Here is an 18,104-nt window from a genome sequence, read left to right as displayed (position 1 = left end):
TCAGGACTCATTGATCCAGAAGATGAAGGCTGCAGCGAAGGCGATCGCCGACAGGAAGGTGTGAGCACATCGGTCGTATCTGGTGTGGATGCGTCGCCAGTCTTTGAGGCGTGCGAACATGTTCTCGATCCTGTGGCGTTGTCGGTATAGGACAGGATCGTAGCTGTGCTGAACACGATGCTTGGCATGGGGTGGGATGCATGGCGTGATACCGCGCTCGACGAGCGCCTGGCGGAAGGCCGCTGAACTGTAGGCCCGATCGGCGAGCAGGGATTTGGCGGCGGGCAAATCCTCGATCACTGCCGCAGCAGTCTTGTGATCATTGGCCTGCCCTTCGCTCAGATGCAGCAGCCGCGGACGTCCCTTGCCGTCACAGACCACTTGCAGCTTGGTGGTCAGTCCGCCTCGGCTGCGTCCGATACATCGGGATAGAGCCCCTTTTTAAGGAGGCGGGCGGCAGTGCGATGCGCTTTGAGATGGGTGGCATCGATCATCAGATTGTCCGTTTCGCCGCCCTGCGCGGCCAGTTCCGCCAGGATGCGGTTGAACACACCCAGCCGACTCCAGCGGATGAAGCGGTTGTAGATAGTCTTGTGCGGACCGTAGTCGGAAGGGACATCTCGCCAGCGAAGACCATTGCGGATCACGAACAGGATGCCGCTCAGCACCCGGCGGTCATCTACACGCGGCACACCATGCGACAAAGGAAAATAGGGCTCGATCCGGCGCATCTGCTCCGGCGTCAACATCAGCAAATCACTCAAGGCGGCACCTCCTGCCACCTTGAATCACCCAACAGAGATCAACTCAACAAATTAATGGGTCCTGACCCTAGTCTCACTCATTTTTGGAAAACCGGAGCACGGCCCATGAGCAATCATCTCAATTTTTTCATCGGCGGCAAATGGGTCGGCCCCGTGGTTGCGGCAACGCTGGATGTGATCGATCCGTCCACCGAAGAGGCCTACACCAAAATCTCGGTCGGCTCGAAAGCCGATGTCGACAAGGCCGTGGCGGCAGCCAAGGCGGCATTCCCGGCCTTCTCGCAAACCAGCAAGGCCGAGCGCCTGAAGCTGCTGAAGCGTATCCTCGAAGTCTACAATGAGCGCTACGAGGACATCGCCCAGGCGGTCAGCCAGGAAATGGGCGCGCCGATCAGGTGGGCGCGCGAGGCGCAGGCCTGGGCGGGCAGGGCGCATATGGAAGCCACCATCAAGGCGCTTGAGGATTACGAATTCAGCGAGAAGCGCGGCACCACCATGGTGGTCAAAGAACCGATCGGCGTCTGCGCGCTGATTACGCCGTGGAACTGGCCGCTCAACCAGATCGTCTGCAAGGTGGCGCCGGCGATCGCCGCCGGCTGCACGGTCGTGCTGAAGCCTTCCGAGATCGCGCCGATCAGCGGCATCATCTTTTCCGAGGTGATGGACGCCGCCGGTACGCCGAAGGGCGTCTACAATATGGTGAATGGCACCGGTCCGGATGTGGGCCAGGTCATGGCCGGCCATCCCGACGTAGACATGGTCTCGTTCACCGGGTCGACCCGGGCCGGCATCATCGTCGCCAAGACGGCGGCCGAGACCGTCAAGCGCGTCGCGCAGGAGCTGGGCGGCAAATCGGCCAACATCGTGCTGCCCGATGCCGACTTCGAGACGGCGGTGCGCAAGGGTGTCAACGCCTGCTTCGGCAATAGCGGCCAGTCTTGCGACGCGCCGTCGCGCATGCTGGTACCAGCCGCCCGCCACGACGAGGCGCTGACGATCGCTAGGAAGGCCGCCGAACGGCACAAGGTCGGTGACCCGCGCTCCGAGGAGACCAAGCTCGGGCCGGTGGTCAACAACATCCAGTTCGACAAGATCCAGCGGCTGATCGAGGCCGGCATCGCCGAGGGCGCGACGTTGGTCACCGGCGGCCCCGGCCGGCCGGAGCACCTCAACCGCGGCTATTATGTGCGGCCGACCGTTTTCGGCCACGTCAGACCCGGCATGACCATCGAGAAGGAGGAGATCTTCGGGCCGGTTCTGTCGGTCATCTCCTACGAGGACGATGATGATGCGGTGAAGATCGCCAACGACACCGTCTATGGGCTGGCCGCCTATGTGCAGTCCCGGGATATCGAACACGCCCGCAAGATTGCCAGCCGGCTGCGTGCCGGGCAGGTGTCGATCAATTATCCGGAATGGGACACGTTCGCGCCCTTCGGCGGCTACAAGCAGTCCGGCAACGGCCGCGAATACGCCGACTGGGCCATCCACGATTTCCTCGAGATCAAGGGCATCATCGGCTACGGCGCCTGAGCCTTCGACATTGGCATTACGCCAACCGTCAAGTTTGTTGCGAGCGTTGGTGCCTTCGGCAGCGGCGTTCGGTTGAACGGCCACAACGATTGCGTGGCCGCAATGTAAGTGCGAAGCAGGGTCGCCTCAGATCGTTTTGACGTAGCCCGCCAACTGATCCGCCACCGTGCCCCAGCCGTCGTAGAAGCCCATCTCCTCGTGGCTATTGCGCGTGGCTTCGTCGCGGTGGATGGCGGTCGCGGTGTAGCGCGTCGCCTCGCCCCGCGATTGCAGCGATATGACGGCTGTAATGAATGGGTCGCCTGACGGCCGGTAGCCTGGCAGCAGCGCATCGGTCCACACCAGCCGCTCATCCTGGACGATCTCGAGGTAGCAGCAACGCCTGTCGTTGACTTGCCTGCCGTCGGGCGACTGCATGCGGGTGCGGAACAGGCCGCCGGGCCGCAGGTCGATCTCGCAATCGGTGATGATCCACGGCTTCGGCGTGAACCATTGGCGGACATGCTCGGGCTTCGTCAAGGCCATCCACAGCAGTTCGCGCGGCGCCTCGATCGACCGTTCGAGCACGAGGTCGAGCTTCGGATCGGGTTGGAACAACGGAGCCATGTTCATCTGTCTTTCTCCTTGAGTTTCAGCACGTAGTCGTCGAACTGGTCGAGACGGCGCTCCCACAGCGCCCGCTGCTCGGCCAGCCAGTTTTCCGCGAGCTTCAGCGGCTCCGGCGCGAGCCGGTAGGTCCTGACGCGGCCTGCCTTCTCCGAATGCACCAGCCCGCAGCCTTCCAAAACCTTGAGATGCTCGATGAAGGATGGCAGGGCCATCTCGAACGGCTGGGCAAGCTCGCTGACCGAGGCGGGGCTTCGGTTCAGTCGCTCGACCACGCGTCGCCGGGTCGGATCGGCGAGCGCCCGGAAAATGCCGTCGACGGGCGGGGGGCTTTCGGTCTGCAGGCTCGTCATAGTCGTTTCCTTGCCTCGGCCATTCCGCGTGACCAGAGTTGGCTTAGAAACACTTAGGGAAATTCCTTACTATTGGCAAGGGCGAAAATCATGGATGGCCGGCAAGCCGCTGGAAAACTGAGAGGTGCGGTTTTAGGATGCCGTCAGATTCGACCGGCCCGAGGATTCGTTTTTGTCGATCACCATGTATGGCATCACCAATTGCGACACGATCAAGAAGGCCCGTTCCTGGCTGGCGAGCCATGATCTTGCCTATCGCTTTCATGACTACAGGGTCGAGGGGCTGGATGCGGATCGGCTGAACGGCTGGTCAGGCAAAGTCGGTTGGGAAATTCTGCTCAACAAGGCGAGCACGACGTTTCGCGAACTGTCGGAGGAGGACAGGATGGGCCTGGATGAAAGGAAGGCCAAGGCGCTGATGCTGGCAAAGCCGACGATGATCAAGCGTCCGGTGCTGGAACTTGGCGATAGGATTCTCGTCGGGTTCAAGCCCGATGTTTATCAGCAGGCGGTTGGCGGGAAGTAGAACCGACCGACCGCGATCCGTCGCGCCCCCCTCTGTCCTGCCCGGCATGCATATTGATCGTATCAGACGCTTGTGGTTTTCCCACGCAAATAGCTCGCCAGCGCGACCGCATTATTATGGGCCTCGTCGTGCGCGCCGTAGAGCAGCGTCACCTTGCCCTCACGCAGCAAGGCGCGCAGTTCCGCTACCGCCTCGCCGTGCCGGTCGAGCTCATCGCTGTATCGCCGCTGGAACTCCGCCCAGCGCGCCGGCTCATGGCCGAACCATTTGCGCAACGCGTTGCTTGGCGCGATGTCCTTCAGCCATAGCGTCAGCGCCGCGTCCTGCTTGGCGATGCCGCGCGGCCATATGCGGTCCACCAGCACCCGCTGCCGGTCATCGGGCGACGGCGGCTCATAGATGCGCTTGACCGCGAGTTCCATTGCCAACCCCGCATGCGTCACCGGCGCGGCTGCGTGCTGGTGCTCTTAAACCCACTCGCCCTCGCGCATCACCGGCACGCGGCTGCTGTCCTTGTGGACGCCGTCTATATCGATCTTGTCCGAGCCAATCATCCAGTCGATGTGGATGAAACTCTTGTTGCCGCCGCGCGCCGCGATCTCGTCCTGGCTGAGCGAGGCGCCGTCGACAAAGCACTTCGAGTAGCACTGGCCAAGCGCGATGTGGCAGGCGGCGTTCTCGTCGAACAGCGTGTTGAAAAACAGCAGCCCGCTCTTGGCGATCGGCGAGGAATGCGGCACCAGCGCCACCTCGCCGAGACGGCGCGAGCCTTCGTCGGTATCGAGCACCTTCTGCAGCACATCCTCACCTTTCGAGGCCTTGGCCTCGACGATGCGGCCCGCCTCGAAACGCACCGCAATGCCGTCGATCAGCGTGCCCTGGTAGGACAGAGGCTTGGTGCTCGTGACGTGGCCTTCGACGCGCCTTGCATGCGGCGTGGTGAAAACCTCTTCGGTCGGGATGTTCGGGTTGCAGGTGATGCCGTTCTTGGCGGTCGAGGCGCCGCCCATCCACTCGTGGCCGTCGGCCAGCCCGACGGTCAGGTCGGTGCCGGGGCCGGTGAAATGCAGTGCGTGGAAATTGTGGCCGTTCAGCCATTCGGTGCGGCTCTTCAACGCCGCATTGTGCGCCGTCCAGTTGCCGATCGGGTCTTCGACGTCCACCCGCGAGGCGGCAAAGATGGCATCGGCGAGCTTGGCCACGGCGACGTCTTCGGCATCGTCCGCGAAAACCTGCTTGGCCCACGCCTGATCGGGATAGGCCACGATGTTCCAGTTGATGTCGAAGCCGGTGATCTTCTCAAGCGCCGGCTGATAGGCCATCGAATTTGCCTTGTTGGCACGCGCCACCTTTGCCGGGTCCTGAGACGAAAGCAGCGACGGATCCTCGCCGCGCACGGCAAGCCTCGCCGCATTGTTGGCGAAGGCTTTTGCCATGCCTTCATAGAGCCAGCCGGCGGCGCGGTCAAAACCGGCGTCGGCGCCGTAGCGGAAGCGCGCGAGAGTGATCTCGTCGTCGTTGAAGATCGGCGTCACCAGGCCGGCACCTGCCTTGTAGGCGTGCTCGACGATCCGCCGCGTCAGAGGCAGCGCGGCGATAGACGAGGTCAGCACCAGATCCTGACCCGGCTGCAATTGCAGCCCGACCTTGACGGCGACCTCCGCCAGCCTGTCGAGCTTCACCGGGTCGATGGTTGCGGAAACGCCGCGCGAATGTGTGGTCATGATCCTGCCTGCCGTGATTGGGGACTGCGTCTTACATAGACCGGCGTTACCGACCTTTCCACTCTGATGACGCCGGCAGGTCTAGCTGACGCTCTCGAGCGACCTGAACTGCGCCATCGTCGCCTCGATCTCTTCGCGCACCCAGATCTTGAAATCCCTGACCTTGCGGCTTTCGCCCTTGCTGGCCGAAGTCACCAGCCAATAGCCGAGCCCGCTCTGGGCGCGTATGCCGAACGGCGCAACGAGACGGCCGTCGACCAGCGCGTCGGCGGCCAGCAATTGCCAGCCGAGCATGACGCCGTGACCGGCAATCGCCGATTCCAGGCACAGCATCGGATCTGTGAAGCGCGCGCCCTTCATGAAGGTGACCGGCTCCACCCCGGCCGCTTCGAACCAGCTCTCCCAGCTGATCATCGACCTTTCGTCGGTGATCGCACAGGTCAAAGCAAGGTCCTCGATCGTTTTCAGCTTGCTGGCGATCATCGGTGCACAGACCGGAAACACCTCTTGCGCCAGCAGCAATTCGGCCCGCCCGCCCGGCCATTTGCCGTCGCCGAGCCGGATGGCGACGTCGATGTCCGAACGATCGAGATCGGCAAGCCGCACCGAGGCATCGATGCGCAGGAGCACGTTCGGATGCCGGGCAAAATGCCGCGACAGCCGCGGCAGCAGCCATTTCGAGGCGAACGCCGGCGCCACCGAAACCACCAGCGTGCACTCCGAGCTTTCATCGGCAAGCGCCACCGCCTGTGCGAGTTCGCGAAACCCGGCGCTGAGCCGCGCCGTAAAGACGACACCGAATTCGGTCGCCACCAGGCCAGCTGGCGTCCGGTCGAACAGCGCCCGGCCGAGCTGCTTTTCTGTCCGGTTGATCTGCTGGCTGACGGCGCTGACCGAAACGTTGAGCTCGCCGGCCGCCGCCGCGAGCGAGCCCAGGCGGGCAACGGTTTCCACGGCGCGCAAGCCGTTGAGATGGACGCGGTTCAGAGTAGCCATACAGTTTTTCTAAACTCGAACGGCTGAAATCTTAATTGCCAGACACTGCAGGATGCCGGATTCTAAGTGGGTTACGCAGAGTGACGAGGCAATCTGATGAAGATTTTGTCATGGCTCGGAGCCTTTTCCCCGATCGGAACGCAGCCGCACCGGCATGACAGCGAGGCCACCAGCTGGGTGACCGATCCGCTGTCGCATCCGCTGCTCGACACCATGTCGGAGCGCGAACTCGCCGACATGCCATTCAGGCTGACCGCGCGTCGTACCCGCTACGAGACGGCCTTGACGAGGACCTGCTGCGGCAGAGTCTCCTGAACGAAGCACCTCAGGCGAGCCAGCCGCCGACGGGGCTGCGCAACCCCTTCTGGCCCAACAAAAGGCGGATTGTCTCGGCGGCAGGCGCACTTATTGTGCACCGCGATGAACATCGCTTCGCCCTTGCGCTTGGCAATCGCCGGCATGATCGCCCTGGCCGTCGCCATGGGCATCGGCCGCTTCGTTTATACGCCGATCCTGCCTGGCATGATGGACGAGCTCGGCCTGTCGCCGGCTGATGCCGGCTGGATCGCATCGGCCAACTATCTCGGCTACCTCGTCGGCGCGCTTGCCGCCACCGGCGGCTGGGCGCAAGGCCGCGAGCGCCAGCTGATGCTGGCCGGCCTTGCCGCCACTGCGATCCTCGCCGGGCTGATGGGCCTGACCGGTACCATGGCCGCCCTTCTCCTCATCCGCTTTCTTGCCGGCCTCGCCAGTGCCTTCGTGCTGGTCTTCATGACCAGCATCGTTTTCCGTCATCTCGCCGCGGCCGGGCGAAACGACCTGCAGGCGCTGTATTTCGGCGGTGTCGGTCTCGGCATCGCGGCATCCTCGGGGCTGTTGGCGCTCCTTGTCACCGAACACGCCGGCTGGGCGGCGGGCTGGCTGTGGTCCGCGGCGATTTCGGCCTGCGGCTTTGCCGCCGTCGCCTTGCTCGCCGGCGGCACCTCGGCTGCGAACAGCGTTGCCGGGCCGGAGCCGGCGTTGCCAAAAAACCCTTCACTGGTGAAGGTCATTGTCGCCTACGGCCTGTTCGGCTTCGGCTACATCGTCACGGCGACGTTCCTGGTCGCGATCGTCCGCCAGGGCGGCGGTGGCCGGGTCTTCGAGGCCGTGGTTTGGATGGTCACCGGCCTTGCCGGGTTCCCCTCGGTCTGGCTGTGGCAGAAGCTTACGGCCAGGATCGGGCTTTACGCCACCTATGCCCTTGGGTGCCTGGTCGAGGTGGTTGGGGTCAGCGCCAGTGTCGTCATGGACGGACGCACCGGGCCGCTGCTCGGCGGCCTTCTTGTCGGCGGCACCTTCATCGCCATCACCGCGCTTGGCCTGCAGGCCGGACGGCAGCTTGCCCCGCAAGCACCACGCCGGATGCTGGCGGTGATGACGGCCGCCTTCGGCCTCGGCCAGATCATCGGCCCGATCGTCGCCGGGCTGCTTGCGCAGGCCTCAGGCGACTTTTTCCTTGCCTCGATCGTGGCCGCCGCCGTCCTGCTCGCCTCCGGTGCGATCGCCTGGTCGGCTGCGCCAAAATCGCCATGATTGTGGTCTTGCTCGGCGCCGGGAACCGGGCACGGCATTTTCTTTCCCACTAATGTGTGACTTTATGCCCGCTGAACCCGCTGATTTGCGCATCGACCGAGGATTTCCCCACAGTGTTTGTATCCTTCTTCCCGCAGCCGAAGCTGTTCTTCAGTTCGCTGGCCGTCTGGAGCCTTGCCGCTATCCTGTTCTGGTTTTTCGGTGGCGAACAGCTGGGCGCTGTGTTCGGCTTGCCGCCGGCCGCGGCTGATGCACCGCCCATTATCGGCATCACCATACTCTGGTCGAACCCGTTTCTGTGGTTCTATCTCTATTTCGCTTTTTGCGTTGCCGTCTTCTATGCATTCTGGAGCTGGTATGCACCGCATCCGTGGCAAAACTGGTCGATATTGATCAGCGCAGTCATCCTGTTCCTCATCTACTTCAATGTGCAGGTCAGTGTAGCGGTCAACGCTTGGTACGGCCCTTTTTATGACTATATCCAGGGACTTATGTCGGGGACTATCAAGTCGACCGCAGGAGAGTTTTATGCCGGACTAGGCAGCTTCGCTTGGCTTGCGCTGGTCGGGATGAACGTGCAGGTGATCAACGCCTTCATTGTCAGTCACTGGATTTTCCGCTGGCGAACGGCGATGAACAATTACTTCATCGAGAACTGGAGCAGGCTTCGCCACATCGAAGGCGCCTCTCAGCGTATCCAGGAAGATACGATGCGGTTCTCGCAGATCATGGAGGATCTGGGCTCGAGCTTTGTTCAGTCGATCATGACCTTGATTGCATTTCTGCCGGTGATGATTCAACTGCAGAGCCACATTAGCGAATTGCCGGTCGTCGGTGCCATCCCCCAGCCATTAGTCTTTGCCGCGCTTGCCTGGTGCCTGTTCGGAACGATTTCGGTTATGGTTGCAGGTCTGAAGTTACCTGGGTTGCAGTTTCGCAACCAACGTGTCGAGGCTGCCTATCGCAAGGAACTCGTCTACGGCGAGGATCATGCGGACAGGGCCCAACCGGCAACCACTTCGGAGTTGTTCGCCAACGTTCGTCACAACTACTTCAGACTGTATTTTCACTATATCTATTTCAATGTGGTCCGTTATACCTATCTGCAAGCCGACGGTATCTTCTCAATGTTGATCCTGGGGCCGTCCTTTGTGGCTCATAAGATAAGTTTCGGGGCGTTTAGCCAGATTTCCAACGCGTTCGGCCGAGTGACCGGATCGCTGCAGTTTCTGCTCACCTCATGGTCGACCATCGTCGAGCTGCAGTCAGTACATAAGCGCCTGCGCGCCTTCGAGGCGACGCTCGAGGGCGAGCCACTGCCCGAAATCGACCAGCGCTATCTGGAGCGTGAGCAAGCCGGCTTGCGCCCTGAAGATCAGCCGGTGAGCTAAAGGGTAGCGGGCGGCGATCCACTTGGGCTCAGCCGCCCACCGCCGCCTGCCTTTCGCCTCGCCGCGAAACATAGTCGCGAAAGCTGATGCACTCGACGTCGGCCTTGATGCAGACCTCGCCGGCAAAGCGTTCCAGCGCGTTCCAGTAGGCGCCGTCATTCATCAGCGTGAAGTGGAAGCCGAGCTCAAGCGGAATGCGCTTGCCCCGGTATTGCGCATCGAAGGCGGCGCGGAACGCGTGATAGGTCCGGTCAGCGAACTCTTCCGCCATGCTCGGCCGCTCGAAGCCGCCGGAATGCCTGACATAGAGATTGTAGTCCATGGCGATCACCCGCCTTGAGCTCGGCCCTTCCGGGATCTGCGGCAGCGAAAAGCGCGTGATGCCGCTGACGGTCGGTGGCTCAACCGGCTCACGCGAGACGCCGCTTGCGTCGAGCAGGAAACCGGCCGCGGGCAGCGCCTCGTAGAGCGCCTTGTTTGCCGACAGGTAGGGCGCGCGAAACCCGACCACCGATTTGCGGGCGAAATCGCGCCAGTCCTTCGGTTCAGGAGCAATGCCGTTGATCGAATAGGCGTTTTCGAGAATATGCTTGAACGAGCCGAACTCGCTCAGCCAGTCGGCTTTGCTCCAGTCCTTGCCATCGAAATGACCACAGCCATGGCTGCCGATGTCGTGGCCTTCCCTAGCGGCGAGGTTGATCTGCTCGAGCCGCTCGGCGACTTCCTGTTTGGAGGCAGCGAAGCCGATATTCGATTTGCCTTCTGTCTTGCCGGGCGCGGTGTATTGCTTGCGTGTCTCGGGCGACAGCAGGAACACGCAGGAGACAAAATAGGTGAAATGCGCGCCTGTGCGCCGGGCCAGCGCCCGGCTGCGCTGCCACTGCGAAATGTCGCGGGCGCTGTCGAATGAGATGATGACGATCTGCTTCGGTTTTGTCGGCGGCGGCGGCGGGTCGGCAAATGCCGCGCCGGTAGCAAGCGCGGCAATCGAAAACGCAACAACGCGGGACAAACGGGGCAAAGGCATCTGACCGGATCAAGGAATGTAGAAGCGACGCCTACCGCTGAAATATGGCACGGGTACGATCGACCTGTACGGCCGCCGTTGGCGGCGACTGCCTCGTGAATAGGCGATTTTCCTGCCGAACCCCTTCCATGCCGGCAAAATTTCGCTAAAACGCGGGCTCATCAACCGCCCCGCCCGGGGCATGAATGGTTTTGATCCATGTCGGACGACAGTTTTATCCGCGAAGTCAACGAAGAGATTCGTCGCGACCAGGCGCATGCGCTGTGGGACCGTTTCGGTCCCGCCTTGCTCGTGCTGGCCGTGCTGGTGGTGCTCGGCACTGCTGCTGTCGTCGGCTACCGCTATTGGGACGAAACTCGCGCCAACCGCTCGGGCGATGCTTTTTCGCAGGCGCTCAAGCTTGCCAATGACGGCAAGAACGACGAGGCGCTTGCCGCTCTGGAGGCGTTGGAGAAGGACGGCTACGGCGCCTATCCGCTGCTCGCCCGCATGCGCGCGGCAACCGTCAAGGCGGACAAGGGCGACGTCGACGCCGCCGTCAAGGATTTCGACGAGGTCGCCGCCGACACCAAGATACCCTCCGGCATTCGCGACATGGCTCGGCTCAGGGCAGCGCTGCTTCTGGTCGACCACGGCTCTTTCGCCGATGTCTCCAGTCGCGTCGAGGCGCTCACCGCCGAGACCAACACGCTGCGCCATACGGCGCGCGAGGCGCTTGGCCTTGCCGCCTGGAAGGAAGGCAAGGCGGCGGATGCATTGAAGCTGTTCGACCAGATCGCCGCGGATGATGGCGCCCCGCGCAACACGCGCGAGCGGGCGACTTTGATGTCCGAGCTGATCCGCGGCTCGGGCGGCGTGTCGTGATAGTCCATGACCTTCAAAGTCGCCATCATCGGCCGGCCTAACGTCGGCAAATCGACCCTTTTCAATCGGCTGGTGGGAAGGAAGCTGGCGCTTGTCGACGATACGCCGGGCGTCACCCGCGATCGCCGCGTCCATGCCGCAAAGCTCTACGACCTGCATTTCGACGTCATCGACACCGCCGGCTTCGAGGATGCGGCTGCCTCGACGCTGCCCGGCCGCATGCGCGCCCAGACCGAGATCGCCATCCGCGAGGCCGACCTGATCTTTTTTACGATCGATGCCAAGTCCGGGCTGATGCCCGACGACAAGACCTTCGCCGAGATCGTGCGCAAGTCCGGCAAGCCGGTTGTCGTCGTTGCCAACAAGGCTGAGGCGCGCGGCGCCCAGGGCGGCATGCTGGAGGCCTGGGAGCTCGGCCTTGGCGAACCGATCCCGGTCTCGGCCGAACACGGCCAGGGCCTGCCCGATTTGCGCGACGCGGTGATCGCAGCACTTGGCGAGGCGCGCGCCTTCGGCGAGGACGAAGAGGCCGGCGAGGATGAGGTCGCCGCCAGCGAGGTGCTAATCGGCGAGGACATCACCGACCCGGACGCCGAGCCGAGCTATGACGACACCAAGCCGATGCGCATCGCCGTCGTCGGCCGCCCCAACGCCGGCAAGTCGACGCTGATCAACGCACTAATCGGCGAGGAGCGGCTGTTGACCGGCCCTGAGGCCGGCATCACTCGCGATTCCATCTCGGTCGACTGGGACTGGCATGGCCGCCGCTTAAAATTGTTCGACACCGCCGGCATGCGCCGCAAGGCCAGGATCCACGAAAAGCTCGAAGTGATGTCGGTGCAGGACGGCTTGCGCGCCATCCGCTTTGCCGAAATCGTCATCATCGTGCTCGACGCCACCATTCCCTTCGAGAAGCAGGATCTGCAGATCGCCGACCTGATCATCCGCGAGGGCCGTGCCCCGGTGATCGCCTTCAACAAATGGGACCTTGTCGATCATCCCCAGGAGTTGCTGGCCGAGCTGCGCGAAAAAACCGAGCGGCTGCTGCCGCAGGCGCGCGGCATGCAGGCGGTGCCGGTGTCGGCCGAGACCGGGCGTGGCCTCGACAAGCTGATGGATGCTGTCATCAGGACGCATCGAGTTTGGAACAGCCGTGTGTCGACCGGCAAGCTCAATCGCTGGCTGGAAGGCATCCTGGCGCATCATCCGCCGCCCGCTGTCGCCGGGCGTCGGCTGAAGATCAAATATGTCACGCAGGCCAAGACGCGGCCGCCGGGCTTCGTCGTCTCCTGCTCACGGCCGGATGCGATGCCGCAATCCTACGTCCGCTATCTCTCGAACAGCCTGCGCGAGGCTTTCGACATGCCCGGCGTGCCGATCCGCATCGCCTTGCGCACCTCGGACAATCCTTTCGCCGGCAGGGCGAAGAAGCGCCGCTGAGCTGCGCGTCTTCTGGGCGCCAGCATCAGGCTACGCTCGGCAGGCCGCTCGCGGGCAGCGCCTGCACATTTTCGGGAAGGCGATTCCACCGACACCTGCAGCAGGATGTCGGCAAGTCGCGCCGCCACCGGGTCTGGCTCGGCCTTCCTTGCGATGCGGCAACAGGCCCATCTCAGGCAGTGCGGGCAGCCCGGCGATCTCCGGCGTCATCGCCCTGACGGTGGCCGGCGCGAGTGGGGGCAGCCTCTGCACCTAATGGGCGGTGTAAGCTCCGTCCACCAGATGGTAGCTCCCAGTGATAAAGCTGGCCTGGTCGGACAAGAGGAAGCATACAAGAGCCGCTACCTCTTCTGGTTTCCCGCGCCTGCCCATCGGCTGAAGACCTGCCATGCGCCGGCTGGCTAATGCCTCCATTTGCTCCGACAAAAGAGGCGTTTCGATCCAGCCGGGGCCGACTACATTGATCCGGATGCCCATCCTGGCATATTCGATCGCCGCAACTTTGGTTAGTCCAACGACTCCGTGTTTCGCTGCCGTGTATGCGGACGCAGTTGGCAAGCCGACGGAACCGAGGACGGAGGACATGTTCACGATGGCGCCTCCGCCTCGATCCAGCATCGCGGCGATTTCGTACTTCATGCTGTAGAAAACGCCATTTAGATTGACGTTTATCAGCTTGTGCCAGTTGTCGAGCGGATAGTCTGCCGTGGCTTTTCGAATGCCGTCGATACCTGCATTGTTTACCGCCATATCCAGTCCGCCGCATTTCTGGACAGTGAACTCGATCAGCTTTTCCACGGCTGCCGCATCCGTGACATCTACCGCAAAGTCGTAGGCCCTGCCGCCTTGCGAGCTTATTTCGGCGGCTCTGCAGTGCGCGGCCTCGGCATCAAGGTCGGCGACAACAATCTCGGCTCCTTCTTGCGCGAGTTGCCGTGAAACAGCCGCCCCTATTCCGGAGCCTGCGCCGGTCACAATCGCGACTTTACCATGGAAGTCAGGCTTCATCGTCTCTGTCCTATGCCAATTTTGACATAACCGAACAGAGGCAGACGGTTATCGCAAGAAGTTTCGCTCCAATTCGCTTGTCAATCCTGTGAATTCATTTTGCCACCACACAGCGAGACTTGGCGCGCAGGCCTTGGAATGGTAGAGACGAGGGCGGCGGTAGATGACCAGTTTCCTAGCAGGTACAAATGGAAGAACACCACATTGCGCGCCGGGGGCTCGTGCTGGGTAGTCTGGCTCTGATGGTCTCCGGATGTACGTCGATTTCATCCGCGTTCGGACCAAGGCGTGGCCTGAATCCTCGTTACCGACGACAGCACGTGCGGTACGACGGAAACGAGCCGGCCGGAACGATCGTCGTCGATACTTCGCAACGCTTTCTCTATGCCGTCGAGACGGACGGGTGGGCGACGCGCTACGGCGTTGGCGTCGGCGAGCAGGGACTTTCGTTCAAGGGTACAGCGACCGTCGGCCGCAAGGCGGACTGGCCGTCGTGGACACCCACCGCCAGCATGATGCAGCGCAAGCCGCGCCTGGTGAAGTATGCAGGGGGGGTCCCTGGCGGACCAAACAACCCGCTTGGTGCGCGTGCCCTTTATCTCTATCAAGACGGGCGCGACACCCACTTCCGGATACATGGTACAAACGAGCCATGGACGATAGGCACAGCGGTATCGAACGGGTGCATCCGTATGATAAATGACGACGTCATTGACCTCTACGACCGTACTCCTTTGGGCACGACGGTGGTGGTTGTTTGATGGTGGGCAGGCCTGATCTCCGTTGCATGGTGAACCCTGCCAGCACGTCACCGCAAAGGTGCCGCCGGCAACTGGATGCCAACTGTGTCATTTCTGCACTAGGCGTTGGTGTAGATCGCAGCTAACTTGGTGGGGCTGCATATCGTTTTAGTTGTGGCGATTCTATAGGCTATTCCGCCCCCGGGGAAAGGATTGCTTGATGAACAGGATATTGGTTGCAATGGTTGCTGTGCTCGCCGTTGCCAGCCTGAGCGGCTGCGCGAACGACTGGATCGGCAAAGGAAAGGGTAAGGCTCCGGCACCCGCTCCGGTAGAGGAACCAGTGATTAAGTAAGGACCGGCTTGTATGGGGAAGGGGTGCCAAGCCCTTCCCCATACATACGCAGCCGGGGCTTTGGCCGGCTTCATAGCGTCCGGCGCGGTTGGCGGGCATAGGCCGTTATTAGGTCTGTGCATTGTGAAGTTCGGGAATGGACGCGGCGATGACGCTTGTAAGTAGCCGTCTCTTGCTTGTGGCATTGGTGGCCCTCCCGGCAGCGGCATGTCAGACGAAAGACCTGCCGCCCCAGCCGAATTTCGTATCTTATGCCGATGGCGGAGCTGCGCCTAAAAAAAACGACGAGCGGTACTTCATCGAGTTCCGCTCCCGCTACGCCCTAAGCTACGGCCACACCTACGCAGTTTTTGGGCGCCTGGACCGGGCCGGGAGAATGATCGATCCCCAAGTCGCGGGCCTTCACCCGGCTTCGAACAGTGCGGTTCCCTATGTTCTGGGCCATATCGTGCCGGTGCCAGCCGAAACCGGGTGGAGCGACGGTGATCTGGAAGAACCATACAGATCCGCAAGCTGGCGAATCATATTGACCCGGGCCGAATACGACAAAGTCGTTGCCTACATCCGCAAGCTGCAGGCGAGCTCGCATGTCTGGCAGGCGACGGTCTTGAACTGCAACGGCTTCGTGGCGGACATCGCTCATTCCATGGGATATAAGACTCCCGCCATTCAGCTCCGGCCGCAACAATTCATAACCGAGCTTCGGGAGATGAATACATAACCAAGATTCGAGGGATGAATGGGACCGAATGCGATCGGTACTGCCCCTCCGGCTTTCGCGTGTGCGGACTAACTCGGAGAGGATCGCTGCGCCTGAAGGTAGGCCGGTGACGAAATCGAGGCGATGGGTGAAGTGGCCATACTCAGGGGCAGCTGCTACAGTCGCGATCGCAGAAAGGGCGCTGGTGACCTGAAGTGACCATTGCTTTAGCCTCACTTGGCGAGATCATATGGGTGATCGGCATCGTCGCTTGGTACGTGATCCGGTATCCCTTCGAGCGCCGGGCAAGGCGCGTGCGAATAGTAGCTGGCGGCCGCTCAAGTTCCGACACCGTCGGGCTTGCATCGGCTCTCCTTGGCCTGGCGATCCTGCCTGGCTTCTATGTCGCCACCGGCATCCCCGCAGCGGCTGATCATCCGGCCAGCGTGTGGTCGGTGGCGCTCGGAACCATCATCTTCTGCTCAGCGCTGTGGATTTTTCGCTTATCCCACAAGGAACTTGGCCGTAACTGGTCGATTACGCTCGAGATTCGCGAACGGCATGAACTGGTCAGCGCCGGGCCATACGCCTTGGTCCGTCACCCTATGTACACCTCTTTCCTGCTTATGGGGCTCGGCCAGCTCTTTCTGCTGCCGAACTGGGTTGCGGGCATATCGGGTTTGGTTGGTTTCGCAGTCCTTTTCCTGCTGAGAGTGGATAAGGAAGAGCGTATGATGCTGGAGAATTTAGGCTCGCAATACCGTGTCTATATGGAAAGGACCAAGCGAATATTCCCTTATCTTTATTAGAGGTCGTTTTATGCGAGGCCGAGCCCTCAAGCTTTCCGCGCCCCGGCGCCTTGTTGGCGACCTGATGAGGTTTTCGATCGGCGTGCCACGGGTCGCGGTGCAGCGTCAGATGAATCTCGGCCCACTCGTAAGGGCTAGAATGGCGCAGCAGACCAGGCCCTCGTGGACCGCGATCTTCCTGAAAGGGTATGCGCTTCTTGCCCTAGAGACCCCGGAGTTGCGGCGCGCCTATGTCAAGTTGCCCTGGCCGCAGCTTTACGAGTATCCGGCAAGCGTAGCCTCGATTGCCCACGAGCGCGAATATGATGGCGAGCCGGCCGTTCTGCTGAGCTGCATCAAATGCCCGGAGCGCTACTCCATCACGGAACTTGAGCGATCCATCCACGCGGCTCGATCACGGCCGATCCAGGAGGTCCCGGAGTTTCGGCGTGCCTTGCGGATGGCAGGTGCGCCCGCGCCAGTCAGGTGGCTGCTTATGTGGCTAGGGTTGAACATCGCCCGGCAAAGGGCAAATTACTTCGGTACCTTCCAACTGTCCGTCTATTCTGGTCTCGGTGCGGAATCACTCAACCCGCTGACACCACTGACCACCCTTCTAAACTACGGTCCGATCGGCAAAGACGGATCGGTGAATGTCCGCATCCACTACGATCACCGGGTCATGGATGGAGCGAACGTCGCACGAGCACTGGAGAGATTCGAAAAGATTCTGAACGGCACTGTCGCCAATGAAGTGGTGCTGCTCGGTCAAGGTGTTTCCGCTCCTGCAAGACAGAGGAATGCGAAGTGATTTCGCACTGTGAATTCCGGCCAGCTATCGTCGTGATTGGCGGCTCGGGTGGAATTGGCCGGGCGATTGCGAGCGTCGCTGCAAGGGAGCGCGGTGCGGTTGTGCTGGTTGCCCGCTCACCTGAGGGTTTGGCCGCCGCGGCGTCTGAGGTTAGGGAGGCGGGCGGCGAGGCATTCACGCTCGAGTTGGATCTCGTGGCAGGCGATGCGCCAACGCGCCTGGAGGGCTTTCTGTCCGCACACGGCCTGGTCTGTGATGTCCTGGTCAACAGCGCCGGGTACGGCCTGCGGGGCGCGACGCCGGCGCTGCCTATTGATGGTCAACTCGGCATCATCGATCTCAATATACATTCCCTCACAGAACTGACCCTTCATTTTCTGCCGGGAATGGTGGCACGCCGACGGGGCGGGGTGCTCAATCTCAGTTCCGTGGCCGGGTTCGTTCCCGGGCCTTATATGGCTCTGTACTTCGCTAGCAAAGCTTTCGTGCGCTTCTTCTCAGAGGCGCTTCACCAGGAATTGCGCCGAACCGGTGTGACGGTCACATGCGTTGCACCAGGCCCGGTGTCCACGGAGTTTCTCGCAAGATCAGGCGCCAATCAGACGGTGCTCTTCAACATCTTGCCCAAGGTGGATCCGAAGTATGTGGCCGAACAGGCGTGGCGAGCGTTCAAATCCGGTCGTCGCCTCGTCGTACCGGGTATCTCGGGTAAGTTGGCTGCCCTTGTGGCAGCGCTCCTGCCTTCCGCGGCGCTGCTGCCCCTGGTCGGCCGGCTGCAACGCGGCGGCAATGATCAATGTCCTTGCGGTTCAGGTATGAAGTTCAAGAAATGCTGCGGTACCCGCCAGATTCAGCTACGCCGGGGCCCTCGGGGAATTATCCCCTGACCGGACCAGCATGTCA

21 protein-coding genes are annotated in these 18,104 nt (G+C 61.9%); 13 read left to right on the top strand and 8 right to left on the bottom strand.

What is annotated here, in order from left to right; genetic code table 11:
- Positions 1 to 764, bottom strand: a protein-coding gene (locus NKJ12_RS06625) for an IS5 family transposase (RefSeq protein WP_352701668.1) whose coding sequence is annotated in 2 segments (ribosomal slippage) — positions 1 to 425 and positions 425 to 764 — 765 coding nt in all. Because the reading frame shifts where the segments join, the coding sequence is not laid out codon by codon here.
- A 105-nt stretch (positions 765 to 869) separates the two neighbouring features.
- On the opposite strand from NKJ12_RS06625, the gene NKJ12_RS06620 reads away from it, so the two are divergent.
- Positions 870 to 2,297 carry an aldehyde dehydrogenase family protein gene (locus NKJ12_RS06620; RefSeq protein WP_352701666.1) on the top strand — a complete coding sequence of 476 codons (1,428 nt, stop codon included), beginning with the start codon at positions 870 to 872 and terminating at the stop codon, positions 2,295 to 2,297.
- A 126-nt stretch (positions 2,298 to 2,423) separates the two neighbouring features.
- Here the strand turns inward: NKJ12_RS06620 and NKJ12_RS06615 are convergent, their stop codons facing one another.
- Complete coding sequence (locus NKJ12_RS06615; protein ID WP_352702081.1) at positions 2,424 to 2,903, bottom strand: SRPBCC family protein; 480 nt, start codon at positions 2,901 to 2,903, stop codon at positions 2,424 to 2,426.
- Between the two features lie 2 nt (positions 2,904 to 2,905).
- Positions 2,906 to 3,256, bottom strand: a complete 351-nt coding sequence (locus NKJ12_RS06610) for an ArsR/SmtB family transcription factor (protein WP_352701663.1) — start codon at positions 3,254 to 3,256, stop codon at positions 2,906 to 2,908.
- Between the two features lie 172 nt (positions 3,257 to 3,428).
- Here NKJ12_RS06610 and NKJ12_RS06605 point away from each other — a divergent pair, with 172 nt between their 5' ends.
- Complete coding sequence (locus NKJ12_RS06605; protein ID WP_352701661.1) at positions 3,429 to 3,782, top strand: ArsC family reductase; 354 nt, start codon at positions 3,429 to 3,431, stop codon at positions 3,780 to 3,782.
- Between the two features lie 62 nt (positions 3,783 to 3,844).
- Here the strand turns inward: NKJ12_RS06605 and NKJ12_RS06600 are convergent, their stop codons facing one another.
- From NKJ12_RS06600 to NKJ12_RS06590, 3 genes are all read right to left on the bottom strand, one after another.
- Positions 3,845 to 4,210 carry a DUF488 domain-containing protein gene (locus NKJ12_RS06600; RefSeq protein WP_352701659.1) on the bottom strand — a complete coding sequence of 122 codons (366 nt, stop codon included), beginning with the start codon at positions 4,208 to 4,210 and terminating at the stop codon, positions 3,845 to 3,847.
- Between the two features lie 39 nt (positions 4,211 to 4,249).
- On the bottom strand, positions 4,250 to 5,506 hold the full coding sequence (locus tag NKJ12_RS06595) for an aminopeptidase (RefSeq protein ID WP_352701657.1): 1,257 nt from the start codon (positions 5,504 to 5,506) through the stop codon (positions 4,250 to 4,252).
- A gap of 81 nt (positions 5,507 to 5,587) precedes the next feature.
- Positions 5,588 to 6,502 (bottom strand): LysR substrate-binding domain-containing protein, encoded by a 915-nt coding sequence (locus NKJ12_RS06590; RefSeq protein ID WP_502905694.1) that lies wholly within the window; start codon positions 6,500 to 6,502, stop codon positions 5,588 to 5,590.
- A 96-nt stretch (positions 6,503 to 6,598) separates the two neighbouring features.
- Between NKJ12_RS06590 and NKJ12_RS06585 the strand changes: the two genes are divergently transcribed.
- From NKJ12_RS06585 to sbmA, 3 genes are all read left to right on the top strand, one after another.
- Positions 6,599 to 6,817: a hypothetical protein gene (locus NKJ12_RS06585; protein WP_352701654.1), complete on the top strand. Its 219-nt coding sequence runs from the start codon at positions 6,599 to 6,601 to the stop codon at positions 6,815 to 6,817.
- Between the two features lie 105 nt (positions 6,818 to 6,922).
- Positions 6,923 to 8,077: a YbfB/YjiJ family MFS transporter gene (locus NKJ12_RS06580; protein WP_352701652.1), complete on the top strand. Its 1,155-nt coding sequence runs from the start codon at positions 6,923 to 6,925 to the stop codon at positions 8,075 to 8,077.
- Between the two features lie 113 nt (positions 8,078 to 8,190).
- Positions 8,191 to 9,468: a peptide antibiotic transporter SbmA gene (sbmA, locus tag NKJ12_RS06575; protein WP_352701650.1), complete on the top strand. Its 1,278-nt coding sequence runs from the start codon at positions 8,191 to 8,193 to the stop codon at positions 9,466 to 9,468.
- Between the two features lie 28 nt (positions 9,469 to 9,496).
- Here the strand turns inward: sbmA and NKJ12_RS06570 are convergent, their stop codons facing one another.
- On the bottom strand, positions 9,497 to 10,489 hold the full coding sequence (locus tag NKJ12_RS06570; protein WP_352702079.1) for a polysaccharide deacetylase family protein: 993 nt from the start codon (positions 10,487 to 10,489) through the stop codon (positions 9,497 to 9,499).
- 204 nt (positions 10,490 to 10,693) lie between these two features.
- Between NKJ12_RS06570 and NKJ12_RS06565 the strand changes: the two genes are divergently transcribed.
- Both NKJ12_RS06565 and der read left to right on the top strand, forming a co-directional pair.
- On the top strand, positions 10,694 to 11,359 hold the full coding sequence (locus NKJ12_RS06565; RefSeq protein WP_352505259.1) for a tetratricopeptide repeat protein: 666 nt from the start codon (positions 10,694 to 10,696) through the stop codon (positions 11,357 to 11,359).
- 6 nt (positions 11,360 to 11,365) lie between these two features.
- Positions 11,366 to 12,799 (top strand): ribosome biogenesis GTPase Der, encoded by a 1,434-nt coding sequence (gene der, locus NKJ12_RS06560; protein ID WP_352505258.1) that lies wholly within the window; start codon positions 11,366 to 11,368, stop codon positions 12,797 to 12,799.
- 252 nt (positions 12,800 to 13,051) lie between these two features.
- On the opposite strand, the gene NKJ12_RS06555 is transcribed toward der, so the two are convergent.
- Positions 13,052 to 13,807 (bottom strand): SDR family NAD(P)-dependent oxidoreductase, encoded by a 756-nt coding sequence (locus tag NKJ12_RS06555; protein ID WP_352476622.1) that lies wholly within the window; start codon positions 13,805 to 13,807, stop codon positions 13,052 to 13,054.
- A 188-nt stretch (positions 13,808 to 13,995) separates the two neighbouring features.
- On the opposite strand from NKJ12_RS06555, the gene NKJ12_RS06550 reads away from it, so the two are divergent.
- From NKJ12_RS06550 to NKJ12_RS06525, 6 genes are all read left to right on the top strand, one after another.
- The gene (locus tag NKJ12_RS06550) at positions 13,996 to 14,568 is read left to right on the top strand and encodes a L,D-transpeptidase (protein ID WP_352505257.1); all 573 of its coding nucleotides are present in this window, start codon (positions 13,996 to 13,998) and stop codon (positions 14,566 to 14,568) included.
- Positions 14,569 to 14,767: 199 nt separating this feature from the next.
- Complete coding sequence (locus NKJ12_RS06545) at positions 14,768 to 14,902, top strand: ABC transporter (protein ID WP_254820414.1); 135 nt, start codon at positions 14,768 to 14,770, stop codon at positions 14,900 to 14,902.
- A 148-nt stretch (positions 14,903 to 15,050) separates the two neighbouring features.
- Positions 15,051 to 15,623, top strand: a complete 573-nt coding sequence (locus NKJ12_RS06540; RefSeq protein ID WP_254820425.1) for a hypothetical protein — start codon at positions 15,051 to 15,053, stop codon at positions 15,621 to 15,623.
- A gap of 200 nt (positions 15,624 to 15,823) precedes the next feature.
- Complete coding sequence (locus NKJ12_RS06535; protein ID WP_254820426.1) at positions 15,824 to 16,411, top strand: protein-S-isoprenylcysteine O-methyltransferase; 588 nt, start codon at positions 15,824 to 15,826, stop codon at positions 16,409 to 16,411.
- Positions 16,412 to 16,421: 10 nt separating this feature from the next.
- Positions 16,422 to 17,201 carry a hypothetical protein gene (locus NKJ12_RS06530; RefSeq protein WP_352689759.1) on the top strand — a complete coding sequence of 260 codons (780 nt, stop codon included), beginning with the start codon at positions 16,422 to 16,424 and terminating at the stop codon, positions 17,199 to 17,201.
- Positions 17,198 to 18,088, top strand: a complete 891-nt coding sequence (locus NKJ12_RS06525) for an SDR family NAD(P)-dependent oxidoreductase (protein ID WP_352701648.1) — start codon at positions 17,198 to 17,200, stop codon at positions 18,086 to 18,088. Before NKJ12_RS06530 ends, NKJ12_RS06525 begins: the two co-directional genes overlap by 4 nt.
- The last annotated feature ends 16 nt before the right edge of the window (positions 18,089 to 18,104 follow it).

It is taken from the genome of Mesorhizobium sp. M0195, assembly GCF_040322115.1.
Taxonomy (GTDB): Bacteria; Pseudomonadota; Alphaproteobacteria; order Rhizobiales; family Rhizobiaceae; genus Mesorhizobium.
Note: the sequence above shows the minus strand (reverse complement) of the source record. Positions and strands in the feature narration are given on the sequence as shown.